Origin of the sequence: Alicyclobacillus tolerans (assembly GCF_900142255.1) — a bacterium.
In the GTDB taxonomy this organism is placed as follows: Bacteria; Bacillota; Bacilli; order Alicyclobacillales; family Alicyclobacillaceae; genus Alicyclobacillus_I; species Alicyclobacillus_I tolerans.
In genome coordinates, this window is record NZ_FRAF01000005.1 from 21,522 (window position 1) to 36,414 (window position 14,893).

At 44.4% G+C, this 14,893-nt stretch carries 9 protein-coding genes; 5 read left to right on the forward strand and 4 right to left on the reverse strand.

From position 1 onward, the window contains the following. Positions 1 to 25: 25 nt before the first annotated feature. Positions 26 to 1,009, reverse strand: coding sequence for a phosphodiester glycosidase family protein (locus BUA75_RS03825; RefSeq protein ID WP_072873269.1), 984 nt, complete (start codon positions 1,007 to 1,009; stop codon positions 26 to 28). Positions 1,010 to 1,096: 87 nt separating this feature from the next. Beyond that, the gene (locus BUA75_RS03830; RefSeq protein ID WP_072873270.1) at positions 1,097 to 3,169 is read right to left on the reverse strand and encodes a peptidoglycan D,D-transpeptidase FtsI family protein; all 2,073 of its coding nucleotides are present in this window, start codon (positions 3,167 to 3,169) and stop codon (positions 1,097 to 1,099) included. Positions 3,170 to 3,614: 445 nt separating this feature from the next. On the opposite strand from BUA75_RS03830, the gene BUA75_RS03835 reads away from it, so the two are divergent. Genes BUA75_RS03835 through BUA75_RS03845 form a run of 3 tightly spaced genes read left to right on the forward strand, consistent with a single transcriptional unit; the run spans position 3,615 to position 5,312 of the window. Next, positions 3,615 to 4,160 carry an NAD(P)H-dependent oxidoreductase gene (locus BUA75_RS03835; protein ID WP_072873271.1) on the forward strand — a complete coding sequence of 182 codons (546 nt, stop codon included), beginning with the start codon at positions 3,615 to 3,617 and terminating at the stop codon, positions 4,158 to 4,160. Positions 4,161 to 4,211: 51 nt separating this feature from the next. Beyond that, positions 4,212 to 4,613 carry a hypothetical protein gene (locus tag BUA75_RS03840; protein WP_072873272.1) on the forward strand — a complete coding sequence of 134 codons (402 nt, stop codon included), beginning with the start codon at positions 4,212 to 4,214 and terminating at the stop codon, positions 4,611 to 4,613. Then, the gene (locus BUA75_RS03845) at positions 4,614 to 5,312 is read left to right on the forward strand and encodes a J domain-containing protein (protein ID WP_083574055.1); all 699 of its coding nucleotides are present in this window, start codon (positions 4,614 to 4,616) and stop codon (positions 5,310 to 5,312) included. A gap of 95 nt (positions 5,313 to 5,407) precedes the next feature. On the opposite strand, the gene BUA75_RS03850 is transcribed toward BUA75_RS03845, so the two are convergent. Continuing rightward, positions 5,408 to 8,293, reverse strand: a complete 2,886-nt coding sequence (locus BUA75_RS03850) for a peptidoglycan-binding protein (RefSeq protein WP_072873274.1) — start codon at positions 8,291 to 8,293, stop codon at positions 5,408 to 5,410. Positions 8,294 to 8,735: 442 nt separating this feature from the next. Between BUA75_RS03850 and BUA75_RS03855 the strand changes: the two genes are divergently transcribed. Both BUA75_RS03855 and BUA75_RS03860 read left to right on the forward strand, forming a co-directional pair. Continuing rightward, a complete protein-coding gene (locus BUA75_RS03855) occupies positions 8,736 to 10,133 on the forward strand; it encodes a hypothetical protein (protein ID WP_242650242.1) in 1,398 nt (465 codons plus the stop codon). Positions 10,134 to 10,522: 389 nt separating this feature from the next. Continuing rightward, the gene (locus BUA75_RS03860; protein ID WP_072873275.1) at positions 10,523 to 12,265 is read left to right on the forward strand and encodes a sensor domain-containing protein; all 1,743 of its coding nucleotides are present in this window, start codon (positions 10,523 to 10,525) and stop codon (positions 12,263 to 12,265) included. Between the two features lie 106 nt (positions 12,266 to 12,371). Here the strand turns inward: BUA75_RS03860 and BUA75_RS03865 are convergent, their stop codons facing one another. Beyond that, complete coding sequence (locus BUA75_RS03865) at positions 12,372 to 14,684, reverse strand: O-antigen ligase family protein (protein ID WP_207549701.1); 2,313 nt, start codon at positions 14,682 to 14,684, stop codon at positions 12,372 to 12,374. Positions 14,685 to 14,893: the final 209 nt, after the last annotated feature.

Consider the following 14,893-nt stretch of genomic DNA (forward strand, 5'->3'; position numbering starts at 1 on the left):
TCCTTGCCATAATCAATCATACCTTTCAATTACCGGCTGGAAAGATTAAGAAAGCAGTGGCGACTTCTCTTTCACCTAACACGTCTGTCGGTTGATTGACAAGTTTCCCGTTATACATCATTGTACTCGATGAACCGCCGTCTAAATTGGCGGCAGTAACAGCTCCAAGTCGCAACATTAAATTTTGCATTTGCAGAAGTGAGGCGCCAATGTCGTTAGGGCCGTGAATACCTCGACCATCCGTCACAATAAAAATCAATGTTCCATCAGATTTTTGTCCAATCACGGTTCGTGGCGCATATCCCCATCCACCATTGCCGTTTTTGATCATTCCTTGTCCATTTTGAACAAGCGTAGGTCCAAAAGTCAGCGCCTGCGTTACATGCAGTTTTTGCAATTGTGACAAGGTGTATGGGCCAGTAATTAATTGACCTTCGTTGGTTAAGGCAATGACGGTTTGGTTACTGGATTGTTGATCGGTAATGACTTTCCCGTCCATAATGGTAATACCTTGAGGCGACCCGCCAGTTCCCCGCCAGTGCTGGACATCCTGAAAAGCTCCGCCGTTAATGCCGCCGATAGCATGGTAATAGTTCAACATTTCACTCAAGGTCATGCCAAATTTACCGATATACTTTGTGACTCCCACTCGAACACGGGTCGGATCGGGAATAAACATAATATCGGCAGTGTATGTGCTGCCGTGATAAGTCTCTATACGGACAGCAGTCGTTTTAGAATGTAGAAAATTTTCTCGCACGACATGCGTTGATGCTTGTTGGATGTCGCGAAGATGAGGTTTTGCCGACTGAATGACTTTTTCAGGAAGTGTATCTAAAGCCAATGGTTCAAGTAAATATCCATGCATGGTGGTTTCCAGTGAATCAATCACATATTGTCGAACTGCTGGAAATGGCCCATGGAAAAGCAAAAGGGAGCCCAACACAAACGCGTACACAACCGCCATAATGCTGTATAAAATGAAACGGACGGCACGTCTTACAAACATAGGATAACGCAACTCCATTTCCTAAAAGTCAAGTTTCATGCTTATCGAAGAGATAAAACAAGAGAGAACCATGTTCTCGATCCGCTCTTAGGGCAACACACCTTCTTCAGGTTGCTTGTAAGCAAAGGAGTGCAGCCAGGCAGTTGCTTGAAAATGATCGGAAAGCCACTGACTTTGAGGGAAATATTCATGGTGCATCTCAAAATAAGCGTTAAAGAGTCGATGCGCAATATGGGACGCTGTAGTCGTACTTGCTCCACCGCCGGGAACCATTACGGCAATAGCAATCTGTGGGTGATGAAAGGGCGCAAAAGCAATGGTCACAGAATCGTCTACGCGTTTGCCATTCAGCACAATTTGTGCAGTTCCCGTTTTTCCGGCTGCATGGTAGGGCGATCCGGCAAATCCTCCTTGATACAGCAAACCGCCTGGAGCATTGGCCATGAGATACATGCCTTGATATACAGCGTGTAAATCTTTGGGATTGAGTTGAATGCGAGCCTGAACTTTCGGATGCATAGTATAGATAGGTTTGCTGCCTGGTGCTCCAGGCACTTCATTGGCCGGGTAAATAGCTTTAAGGATATAGGGTCGATACTTCACGCCTTTGTCGGCAAGTGTCATCACATATTGGGCCATTTCAATCGGCGTAAACTCTTGGGACTGTCCAATATCAGCAAATGCCAAGTCTGGTAAAGCTCCCCAGTTGTTGAAGTACCCATACTTTTTCATACTTGCCTCTGCTTTGAGCAAAGGGTAAGGCACTTCTTCATAATTTTTCTTTGTGTCTTCTTCGTAGAATTGTCCTTTGACTTCTCCGGGAAGATCGATACCCGTTAATTGACCTAGCCCAAACTTGTATTCCCAGCCAAAGATGGTATCCATCGCTTTAACAAATCGAGTTTTAACCCATTGCGTATAGGATTCGTGATTCGGATAGTGCTGGTTTGTCCAGCCGCCAAACCACATGCCCAGTTGATAAAAGAAAGTATCGTCAGAATGCTCAAGGGCTAGAATTACATTGACAGGTCCAAAACCCGGAAGATACCAATTGTGGAAGATGCGGTTACCAATCTTCAAATAGCCTTTATCATCCACTATCGTATTGGGGGTAATCGTTCCCGTCTCCAATCCTGCAAGTGCATTGGCAGGTTTAACAGACGAACCAGGGTATTCAGGGCTTTGAATCGCATTATCAATTAAGGCTGAAGTTTGGTTAAGATATTTTTCATGTTTCATTAAGTTTCCATCCACAAACCAATTTGGATTGTAGAATGGATAACTGACCAAAGCCAATACGGCGCCTGTTTTGACGTTTAAAACTACGGCAGATGCCGAATTAATTTCATATCGCATCACATCGTCTCGTTGAATAAAATCCGAAACAATCTTTTGCGCCTCTGCTTGATAAGCCGAATTGATGGTAAGTTGGATATTATCCCCCGATTGAGGCGGGGGTAATAGACCCAAACTTTTAACACTGCCATTACTGTGTATTAAATACTGCTCATATCCAGCTTTTCCTTCTAAATATTTGTTGTACTCTGCTTCGATACCCGTTTCACCGACTGTTTGGTTATTTAAATAATGGAGTTTATTGACATAATACGATTCATTTTGTGGGGTAATAGGTCCCACGTAGCCGAGAATGTGTCCGGCCAAGTCGCCTAGTGGATATTGGCGTACATAATCAGTTTGAATCTCAATACCGGGGAGTTGATGATGATGTTCAGAAATATAAGAAATGGCGGTATAAGATAAATTTTGTGCAATCCTTACTTGTGGGGATAACGGACTGGTGTTCATTTTTTGTAAAAGTTTCTGAACTGTCGTATGAAAGATGGGAGCCAATAATTCAGCCATTTTCCGATAATCTTGGTGCACATGGGGGACTCTGGCCAGATAGGCATCATAGATATATTGATCGCGTGCAAGTATGGTGCCATTACTGCTGTAAATATAGCCTCGTGGAGGTAAAACGGGAGTGGAGACAACCGCTACATTAGAGGCATCCGTTCGGTATGTTGCGCCTTGCACAACCTGTAAATAACCCATTCGTAAAATCAAACTGGTAAACGCAAGAGTGGTCATGCCGGAAATAAACCAAAGTCGGCTGGCTGGCATTTTTCTCCTAGTTTTGGTCGATCTCTTTTTTGCCATAAGCTCCTCCGCGTTTTGAATAGGAAGATAAAAATATAAATCGATGAAGCGACTCTTTTATCATAATCAAATTTGCATTGAAAATGGTGAGTCAAGAAATGAACAATTTTAAAAACATCTTTTTATCTCAATTTATTGGCTGTTATGATTGGATAGTCTTGGTGCCAGGAGAATAAAGTGTTTGAAATGTATTCTCGATGGATAAGAAAGAAATGTCATTGGGAAACCTAATAGCAAACTTTTGTGAAAAAAATATTGCAAGCATGCACAAGTTTACTTTGGGTTTTAAATTGTGAGGTTGATTCTTCCATAAGGCTTCGATAAGATCGGGTCAGCAAGATAATATAGAAGTTAAAATATTCATATCTACAACTGATTGCTTGGTTTAGCCAGGACTGAAAGAATAAGATGGTTTCGGGTGATGCGGCGTGAGGAGGTCGTCTTTGTGAAAGTTTATATCGTTTATGACAGTGAAAACGGCCATACAGAAGTTTTAGCTAAAGCGATTGCAGAAGGGGCGCGCACTCAACCGCAGGCAGAAGTGTTTTTGCATCATGTCCAGGATGCCAACCCGCGTGATTTGACGGAGATGGACGCTATTATCTGGGGGTGTCCAGGACACTTTGGCACTATTTCGTCTGGACTGAAAGCGTGGATAGATCAATTAGGGCATCTCTGGGCAACAGGCAAATTGGTGGGCAAGGTAGGTGCAGCTTTTTGTACCACTGCAACTGTTCATGGGGGCATTGAAATGACCTTAATGAATTTACTGACGCCCATGTTGCACAACGGTATGATTATCGTTGGCTTGCCAGGCAATGTGCCGGAAAACGTATTGTACGGAAGTTATTATGGTCTTGGTGTAACTTGCCCAGTAGAAGAAGATGCTTCAGCTCCTATGAATGCACCAGCGGAAGAGTTTTTAGTACTCGGTCGCGTCCTTGGAAGACGTGTGGCTGATGTGGCGGGGAAGGTATTTGACCATGCATAAACCATGGTTTACAGCTGGAACACTGCGTATGGGCGGATGGGGGAAGAGAGCATGAATTTTCTGGTTATTTTTGTGTTGGCAGTTGTTGTAATTGGCATTCTTTTAATTTTCTTTAATTGGCGTGCGCTGGATTCCAATTCGGAAAACTCTCAGGGAAAAAAGGAGAACCGAGCTTCGGAAGCTATGAAAGTTGAAAATTCTGGTCATGCTCCTACAACAACCGACCGCCCACCGCTTACAGAAGAAGCGGCAGAGAACCTTGAGGCAACCGCGTCGTTCATTTCTCGTGAAGCTCCGCGGGAAGAACTAGAACCTTCTCCCGAGCGCAAACCAGTTATGTCGGGTAGCAGTGATTCTTTTTATCGAGCCGCGTTGCGTTCCATGGCAGAACAGAAGAAACAACAGCCAGAGCATATTGCAGAAAATCAAACGGAAGATCAACAGGAGCGGTAAATGTCATCACGCGAGGAGTACAACGGAGTGGAGAGGGTCTTGCTCTGTCCGCATTGTAGCGCAAAAAATCGCGTTAAACTGGAAGCTGTGCAAAGGGCTCGTTGCGGAATTTGCCATGAGCCTTTATCGGATTCACTCTATCAAGTGCTTGGAGTATCAGCTTCCGCTGGCATGCCAGAAATCAAACGAGCGTATCATAAGCAAATTCTTGTCTGGCATCCAGACCGCCATGCAGGAGACGAATTGGCAGCCAAACGCTTTCAGGCATTGCAGGAAGCTTATCGTATTTTAAGTCATCCAGAGAGACGTGCCTCGTATGACCTGGCTCGCCAGGCAGAAATGGAGAACTGGGCCAAAGCTTCCCGCTCCTTTGAACATATGAAGAAAGAGGCAGATGAAAAAAAAGGCTCAACTCAAAATCCGCTGCCTCCTAAAAATCATCATCATGAAACGCCTATAGATTCATGGGATGTTCAGACTTCCATCGGGTTTGGGTCAGTCACCTACGGTTTGTTGTTTTTAGGAGCGGGTATTTTACTGTTTATTATTTGGGCAAGCCTTCGTACATCAAGTTCATGGGATGTTTCCTGGATATTGTGGACAAGCGCAGTTCTCGGTGGCATCGGCATATTAAGAATTCTTCTCTTTCTGTGGGATGAGCGGTCAAATCAAGATCCCTCGTCGAAATCGCGAGGATAGACGGAAATTGTGAAAAGTGGAAAGCGCCTGCATCTCAGTTCAATGGAGATGGCAGGCGCCTTTTTGCGTATGGGCAATTTTTACTAACTCTATGGTTATTGCTGCTGTGTCAAACTAGCCTGATTGGTAGAGATAAGCCCTGTTTCCATTTGTCCTGTCAATTGATTGGCAAATTGAATGGTGATATAGCCTTGGCTATTGGGCGCTGGGTTATTGCATACCACAAAATTGCCCGCATGTAACTGAGTCAACACTTGGCTCGGATTGGAAGCGTTATACACGGTTACTTCTGTGTTGGTTGAAGTTGGGTCAGGCACGGTAATGCGATACACATTCTGTAACTGTATATAATTGGAGTCTACCCAACCGTACCCGGCCAGGTCATACCATTCAGTAACAATGCCGCCAGTCATTCCTTGTTTCATCTCTTCAACTTGAACAGTGGCGCCGTTTTGTAGCATTTGCGGTGGAGCAGGGTTAAACATTGCCCACATACTGTAATCCCACTGTCCATTGACAGGAAGGTTGTGGGATTGTTCAAATTGGTCAACAGCAGCTTGTGTATCCGGTCCGAATTGTCCGTCTACCGTAAGATTAGCATTGTCTACTTGATTCAGATACTCCTGTACGGAAGCGACATTGCTGCCAAAGGATCCTTCAGAGAGTGTGCCAAAAAACATGTTCGATTCGCCTTCGCCCATCGAACTGTAATAAGGCAAGCCGTTATAATCGGGATCGGCCACAACCTTGCCCACGGCTCCATTCATCAAAAAGACAGGTTCTGTTGTAGACGCAGGTTGTGGAGGGTTGTCATTCGGCGTGTACTGTACATAGTCATTGACTGAGCTTCCCAGAGATGTGGCAAATTGGTTCATTAAATTGCCAATGTCTGTCGCCCAGTTGGGATCGGTTGCGTAATTGACGTTCATGCCAGTCAGGGTGGGTGAGACGTAAAGCGAGCCGGACGGATCGAGATAGTTGTTGCGTACTTCCCAAGCTTGGAAACGAATGGCATACGCTTCACTCGGGAACATGCCAGCATCATTTCCTGGATTGCTGTCGTATGCTCCGTAACCAAACAAATTGTTTTTCGCAAGCGCGATTTGGCTCTTACCCCAGGCACTCTCTAAAATTGCGTGCGAGACAAGATAGTTTGCGTCTACACCGTAAGTATTCTGCGCCTGCATAAATACAGTTCCTAAGCCGGTCATGGGCGATCCGTTGCTCGACAGGTAGCTGTCGATGCTGCTTGCCGTAACGTCAGAAGGAGCTGGAAAACGCAAATCCACATTGGTAAAGCTCGGTCCGTTATTTGCTGACGTACTGCTGGAACCAGTGTTTGATGAAGTGCCGCCAGCAGAACTGCTGCTTCCTGACGTGTTACTGGAAGGTGGCGGATTGTTGTTGAATTGGAATCCATTTTTTTCTTCAGCTTGTAAAGTGGCTACCTGTAGTTGCTGCCAAGTGGTCTGGTCAACAATACCCGTCACAGGCAAACCAGCGGATTGCTGGAACGCTTTGACCCCTCCCTCAGTCATGGGGCCAAAAATTCCGTCAACGGGTCCTACATTGTCTCCAACAATGTTTAAATCATTTTGTAGCAATTGGACAGTTTGTCCGGTATCCCCGAATTGGGCAATAATGGGATCGTTGCTTGCCGAGTTATTGCTTGTCCCACTGCTGCTGGAACTTGGATCGGTTCCGTTTGAACTGCTGGGCGTTGAGCTAGAGCCTCCCTGTGGGTCACCGCTGCTGCCCGATCCTGAACTGGTACTGCCATTCGCAGAGGTACTTGGGTCTGGACTGCTATTCCCTTGCGAACTGCCACTTGGGTTACTCTTGCTGCTTGTGCCGCTGCTCGATGGACTAGTTGCACTGGGAGCAGGAATACTCCATTCACTGCCATTCCAAGTGGTTTGCAAGTTAACGCGCTTGAGCACCTGTTGAATATACCAGATGGGTACGTACGTAGTTGGGCTGTTGGAATCAGGATCGACTTGCACTGAAGTTGGCACAACCAAAACGGCTTGGCCATTCAGTTTGACAATAGCCGTATTGGGAGGAAGGGTTTTTGGCACGGAAGGCAGGTTGGAAAGCTTAGCCGTCATATTGGAAGGGGCTTGCAACGACCATTCACCCGGTTTCCAGGTGCCTGCAATGCCGGCTGCTTTCAGAGCTTGTCCTACGTACCAGAGAGGCATGTATGTCGTACCGTTTTCCACGAAACTATAAGGTGTAGAAATAACATTGCCAGAAAACGATATCGTTTTCTTCACCATTTGTATAGGTGGAGTACTGCTCGATTGGTTATCTGATAATTGCTGAGAAGATGCGGCAGATGAGGCCGATCCGCTAGTAGAACTTGCGCTGTTACCCGTTTTGCTTGTTGTTTGCTTGCTTTGAGAAGACTGGCTGCTTTCAGAACTTTTGCTGGAAGTTGTGCTGGTAACGGTCACACCGCTACTAGCTTGATTGCTAAGATACCAAGATTTCCCGTTCCATTCGCTTTGTACACCAAATCTTTGCAAAACTTGACTCACATACCAAATTGGAACGAATTCTACAGCTTGTCCACTGGCCGGATCGACATGAACCAAACCAGGAATGTAGTCAACCGTCTTTTGATTGAGACGAATGACAACTGTGGATGGCGAAAGTTTTTTTGGTTTCTGTGGCAAATGGGAATCGTTGACGGGAACAATGGAGGGTACTTGCAACGACCATACATTTTGCATCCATTTAGAAGAGACACCAATGCTTTGCAAAGCATATTGAATATACCAAAGTGGCATGTAGGTGGTGCCGTTTGCCACGACTGCATACGCTTGTGTAATTTTTTGCTGGTTAAAATAGATGGTTTTGGCGTGACTGGAAACTGTCATAGACGATGCGGATGGCTGGGTGGCTGCCTCCACCGTATTGACCGATGCGGCTAGCATGATGACGGCCGGAAGACTGACAAGAAGAGATGTTTTTTTCATGACCTACCTCCGATTGCTGGAGTTTGCTGTGAATGAACAGGATTGTTGAATCCTCAAGTTTGGCTCTCTAATCAACAGGGTCGCTGGAAAACAAGAAACTGCGACCGTCGCAAGAAAAATTCTCCAACAGCCCGAGTGCGACATCCTGTCGATTTTGATGGAGTCCGCAAGGCAATTGAGGCGCGTGTATAGCAATAAAATGGAAGAGGTATAAGATTATAGGCTACAGTGGTAGGTTACACGATCCTAGTTAAACTGTAGCAGGAATGGTCGAATCCTGTCAATTTGAATCGTTTTATTTCTGAAAATTAGATAAGAAAAGTTTTATCTTTTACGTCATTGAGCCCTATAGCAAGCCGTGCTATCATCCGAATCAGTAGAGAAAAAGATAAAGAGTGGCGACGGGGAAGCGGAATTTCATTCTTTACGGGGGTTAAATTGTATGAAGAAAAATAAAAAAATCTGGCCTGTTTGGGCTGCTGGTGTTATTGCGGCGGCAGCTATTGGAACAGGGATTTATGGACTGCAGCAAAGCAAACATCCTCAAACCAACCCTGGGAATATGACGCAAGAACTCAGTTTGCAACCTAGCACGCAGCAGGCGCCGAAGGTGCTGGGGATGCGTAAATTTCCATATCCCTATCAGGCTATGCTCGCCATTTCATCAGATGCAGATCATGAGACGCTGCGCAAATTCAATCTTATCCATGAGTTTATCAATACACACGACATGACGCCTTTTGGATACTATGGCATAGGCATTCCTTTTGCAGATTCTTTCTTTATGTATAACGGCAGTAACACTGACAAAGTTATCGACTACGGTGATGTTCGCAAACCACATGAACTTTCCTGGTTCAAAGGCACCAGTAATCAGCCCTATGCGGCAAGCATATTGAACTACTATATCCACGTAGGCTGGATAGACACGCTTCATTCGTGGGGCGATTTCACGATGAAAGACCCGTTTGAAACTCGTTTTTCACCCGAGCTTGCAGCACAGGCTATTCAAGCGTTGAAAGCCAATGGAGACTACCTTACTGTTTGGACAGATCATGGGAATCAAAGCAATGTAGATGATATGGGGGATTTTGGACTTACGCGGTTTTATCGATATCAACAAGGAGCCAATCCGTGGTCGCCATACTATCATGCTGATATGACCATTCCTTACGGTGTTCGCTTTATTTGGGCGGATGGAGCAAATGACCATTTTGGTATGTCATCCATGATTTATCCTATGCGATTGCCCAATGGCGATAAAGTTTGGGGTTTCTGGAGGTACACAAGCAACGGATGGAACCGCTACGGTCAACCGGAATGGAACTGGACGGTTGGTGATTTGTCGGAGCAGATTACTCGTCAAAAATTGGAATGGCTTGAGCAACATCATGATTACAGCATTATTGCCCAGCATTTGGAGGCTCTGAACACTAAATTGCCCTTACCACCGAATGCGATAGATGCTCTATGGTTGCTAGCCGGTCAGTACGACCAGAAAAAATTGCTCATCGCAACCACCAGCCAATTATTGAATTACAATGTCGTACAACAGTATGTCCGCTATCATGTCACTTATGGAGATGGCAAAGCGTACATTCACATCGATGGTGTGGTCGATCCAGTGGACGGGTCGTATATGCCAACGCTTGCAGATATACGCGGGTTAACATTCTATACAACCAATCCGAATAATACGGTGATTGAACTTGGCAACTTGCCGGTGCCAGACAGCCTCATTGTAAGAAATCCGAGTGATGGCCATGCACCGAGTATTGGGATTCGTTGGTTTACATGGAGCACCAAAAACTATGCAATCAATAGTAAATCGGTCTATTAATGTTTATCAGTGATTTTCGGCTGCCAGCAAGGCTTGTCTGCCTTTTGGCAGTTTCTTTTTTCTTAAAATAGTTCTCTAAAAACATGCCAAAGGTGAACAAATATAGGATGCCTAGAATATAAAGTTAAATTTTTTTGAAATGAGGAACAAGAACTGGTACAGACAGTATACTTTTGTGTGAATTTCATGTTAAAGTCAATCTGGACAGTGATTTCCTAGCAATAGCTTCCTTTGCATAATAAAAATGTCGAATCTTGTTGAATGTTGTAAAAATATGTAGAAATCAGGTTGGTTGGAGTAGAGAATCATTTGTCCTCAATCGTTTCGGCATACGGATTAACTTCCCAATTGGGGTGATAAGACTGGACAATCTCTCTTCTCCAAATAGCATGAAAGATGCCATAAACCACATGCTCTCTATATCGGATTTTTCTATTCTCTCTCGATTAACAGAAGATGCCTTCTATATTTGCAAACTAGATCCCTATAAAACTCCAAGTGTGATTTTGGATGTCAATCCATCTGCTTGTTGTATGCTTGGGTATTCCCGAGAAGAATTGATAGGGAAAAGTACTAAAGAAATTGTGCATCCTAATTTGCATAATCGGCTCTCTTCTTTTTTCGAAACTTTGGAAGAGGCTGTTCCTAAGCAGTACCATTCTGTACATGTTTGTAAGGGTGGTAAATTGTTGACTGTTGAAGTCACAGCACAACTTCTGACTGTTCAGGATGAGGTTTATGCGTTTGCTATATGCCGTGATATTACGCCACAGATTCGTTCAGAACAGGCTTTATATCATCTGGCTTATTTTGATAGCCGGACGAATTTTCCCAATCAAAGTTGGCTGCAAGAAAAAATCAGCAGTGTCTTTGGATGTTTGCAAGATGAGAGAAAACTACTGTTTCTTGCGATTTCGTTTGATAATTTTTACATTGTGGCAGATGCTTACGGTTGGAAAATGGCTAACCATGTAATGGAAGAATTGATGTTGCAAGCGCAAACTTGTGATACTGAAATATATCTTGGTCAGTCAGAACGGAACGAATTTCTACTCGTTCATCCGATTCAGGATGAGGAAGAAGCTACAAACTGGGCTGCTCGATTGATGAAAAAATTAGAGAAAAACAATTTTTCACAGACACTTTTATTTCGTCCACGCATTATAGGTGGTCTCTATATCAATTCTATTGTTGAATTAGATGCTTTTGAGAAAATCAACTCAGCCATAGAACGTTCATTGACAGCATTACACTTAGCACGTAGCAGCGGCAAATCTCAGCTTTGTTATCATCCGCAGATGGTCATGGATGTACTTCGTCGTCAGCATTTTTATAATCTGCTCAGAGATGCTATGGATGAAAAACAATTTTATCTAGCATATCAACCGATTTTTGATATCAACCAGAAATTGGTAGCTGCAGAAACCTTGCTTCGACTGAATGGACCGAATGGTGCAATTTCTCCTGCTGAATTTATTCCAGTGGTAGAACGAACAGGCATGATTCATGACTTGGGCGAGTACGTCTTACAACAGGCTTTTCAAGATTTCTCATCGTTATATCGTCAAAATTTGGAGTCTCCATTGATACTTTCGATTAATTGTTCTGTACATCAATTGGAGCATCCGAAATTTTATCCCTATTTATTGAAACTATTTTCTCAACATATCATTCCTCCTTCTCAAGTAAAACTCGAACTCACAGAGACCGTCATGCTCAACAGTGCCGTCCATCTGGAAATGATCAAAAAGCTGAAAGACCTCGGTGTGATGATAGCCATTGATGATTTTGGCACTGGATACGCCTCTTTCACTTATCTGCTCGATATTCGACCGGATGTCATCAAAATCGATCAATCATTTATCCGTAAATTGGCTCAGGTGGACAAGCCGGATCGGGACAATGAGCGAATTGTGGCTTCGATGCTGACACTGGCTCGTCAGCTAGGAATTTCCACTGTCGCAGAAGGAGTAGAAACAGTACCGCAATTGCAATGGCTACAGCAACACGGCTGCGATTATATACAAGGATATTTGCTAGGCAAACCTATGCCATTTGTTGAATTTGAAAAAGTAGTCAAATATTCGACTTCTGTTTCAGGCAGTATGGAATCGCAAGAAAATATACTGTGATTTTCTCTTTTCTAACTCATGATTTAAGCTAAAAATCAATGGCGCACCGAAATCGGTGCGCCATTATTTCACAACTGGATCGAACCGGAGTGGCTCAAAAAATTCACTAGGGCATTAAGAATCGCAAGTTCGTAAGCAGTGCATAGCTACTATGCAGATTTTGCCGCTCTTTGACAAAAGCCAGAACAGTAGGATTTTGAAGGGCGGGGAGTCCTCCCTGTTGGGCAATTAAAGTTATCATTTTGGCTACGTCTCGAGTATGTTTGTCGCTGTTTGTCAGTTCTTTAGCGGCAAATTGTATGGCCATCTGGTTGTTGCCAATGCCAAGTTCTGCAGTTGCCAGTGAGTCGAAGGTGAACGAATCGAGCACATACGGTTGCATCGGCGGCAGATAGGGCGGCAAATGCTGAACGATTGACAAGTTTTTTTGGTACTGCTGATAGAGTGAGAGAGCAGCAACAAGTCTTTGTCTTGCCACGCTAGGATTACTCGGAGCTTTTTGCATTCCGTCAATGGTGGCGGCGTTAATCGCAAGACTGACATTTGAAGGGAAGAAAGGAGCGTTACGGAAAGCTCGCGCTGCAGCCTCGTAGGCGAGAGAATACTGCCTATCCTCAAAAGCGATGGTCGCCAATTGAGATTGCACTGTAGCGTTATATGGGTCGAAATGTAAAGTTTTTTGCAAAATAGAGATGGCTTGTTGCAAATTCTGTTGGCTTGATCCGTTTGCCAAAAATGCGTTGGCTTCATCTGTTAAATAGGTTGTATTGTAAGGGACTATATGCACGGCTTCAGCGTATAGATTGATGCGTCCCTCTCCGCTGAGTGTGGCGTTTGCGTTTCGCACTAAATTCTCTGCGTGGACAGTTTGCGCTGATTGATACAATCCAGCCAGACAAAGCAGACATGTGATTGTCGTTGCCGTTCGCATCAACCAACCATGTAAAGGAACAGAGAATCCTTGTCCAGATAGATGTGAACGCAAGGAAAAAGCAGATCCGACACCGAGGAAAAACAGAAATTCCATGGAAAGAAAAGCAAAATCCCAATCCATCAGACTGTGGGCAAACAGCATCAAAGCCATAACGGATAGTGCCCGTCTGCCAGCAATAGAGACATCTGTCTCAAGAATGGTGCGCCATGGGGCAATCACAGTTCGCAAGAGTGGCCATAAGACGAAGAGCAGGGCACAGATTCCCAAGATGCCAATATTCATTAAGGTGTCCATGAAAAACGAGTGTACCTGCGTGCTGTAATATGGGTAGGATTCTACTCTTTCAAACATAGCTGCCCATGCTCCGTAACCTTTTCCACTGATAGGGTTGTAGGCAAAAATGCGCAATCCGTCTCGCCAGAAAATAAAACGTTGTATGACTGACAATTGATGGACATGATAGCTGTGAATCTTGTGTAGAAAACTTTTTGACTTCATAGCTGCTATGCCAAGGATACCGATCATGTAGACAATGGTAATGACAGGTAGAGTTTTTTTGGCAGATAGGAGAACGCTCGTATAGTCTCGAAAGGGAACAGAAAAAGCGAGAACTAAAAAGAATGGCAGTACGATTCCAATGACAAAGGCAACCCAGCCGTTACCAACATCCTGATGCAAAATGGCTGAGCGTAGAAGCGTGTAAGATAAACCAGCTCCCACCCATGCAGCGGCAAAAAAGAGCAGAAATCGCGAACGGGCAACCTGGCTGCCTTCTTGTGTCTTTAGTCCAATCAAAAGACAGATGAGAACAATAACAAAAAACAGTAATGCGCCACGAGAATCAGAAAGAAGCAAGCCAGCAAAATCAAGAGCGGCCATGCCTGTAAAAAACGCGCGCAACATAATCCATCGTGGTGAAAGTGCGCAATACGCCATTAGTCCAAGTCCAATCGCCGTTACAAATGACGCGTACGTGTTATGGTACTGGAAAACAGACGATACTTGCAGACTTGGTGAAAGAGTGATAGCGCTTGGAAATAATAGTTGCCCCCAGCCGTTGGCAAAGCCAATAGCATTGATACCTATAGACGAAATCCCGAGTGCACACAATAGATAAGTTGATGCAAGCGAGAAGTGCCCATAATTACGCATCAGCGCAAAGGGAAAGATAAGCGCTAAAGCATCCAGAGCGCCCTCAACTGCCAGCGGCAGGCTGGCTGCATAAAAAAGCGAGAGGAGATAAAGGATAACATACACAGCAAAAGCTACATCAAACCAACTTAGATGTACGTATAAAGGTTTTTCCCCGGTTGAGGGCTTGTCCACAAACCAAGAAATGATTCGAAAGACAAGATAGAATGAAAGCAGAATAAGCAAAACGAGATCGATATGCGCGTGACCGCGGCTAAAAAAGACGCCATTGTTATAAAAAGGCATCCAGGCAATGAAAGCGGATAGCGCAATCCAAAAAAGATGTTGACTCAAATTTCGGATGCTGGATGACTGCAACGGACAATTCCTCCAATACTGTGTTCGAATCATGTGTATTGTATCACGGGGCAAGGAAAGCTAGATCGAAAAATGTCACATTTTGTTGAAACCGAGCCTTTTTGACTTTGCCCTTTGGACAAGCTCGGTTATAGTAAGAAGGGCTGGAAATGAATCGCAGTCTGTTTTGCATTTCATTAAGCATT

What these genes read in the sequence shown, in the direction of transcription:
- BUA75_RS03860 (WP_072873275.1), top strand. Translation starts at nt 10,523, where the DNA reads ATGAAAGATGCCATAAACCACATGCTCTCTATATCGGATTTTTCTATT.
- BUA75_RS03850 (WP_072873274.1), bottom strand. Translation starts at nt 8,293, where the DNA reads ATGAAAAAAACATCTCTTCTTGTCAGTCTTCCGGCCGTCATCATGCTA.
- BUA75_RS03830 (WP_072873270.1), bottom strand. Translation starts at nt 3,169, where the DNA reads ATGGCAAAAAAGAGATCGACCAAAACTAGGAGAAAAATGCCAGCCAGC.
- BUA75_RS03840 (WP_072873272.1), top strand. Translation starts at nt 4,212, where the DNA reads ATGAATTTTCTGGTTATTTTTGTGTTGGCAGTTGTTGTAATTGGCATT.
- BUA75_RS03855 (WP_242650242.1), top strand. Translation starts at nt 8,736, where the DNA reads ATGAAGAAAAATAAAAAAATCTGGCCTGTTTGGGCTGCTGGTGTTATT.
- BUA75_RS03845 (WP_083574055.1), top strand. Translation starts at nt 4,614, where the DNA reads ATGTCATCACGCGAGGAGTACAACGGAGTGGAGAGGGTCTTGCTCTGT.
- BUA75_RS03825 (WP_072873269.1), bottom strand. Translation starts at nt 1,009, where the DNA reads ATGTTTGTAAGACGTGCCGTCCGTTTCATTTTATACAGCATTATGGCG.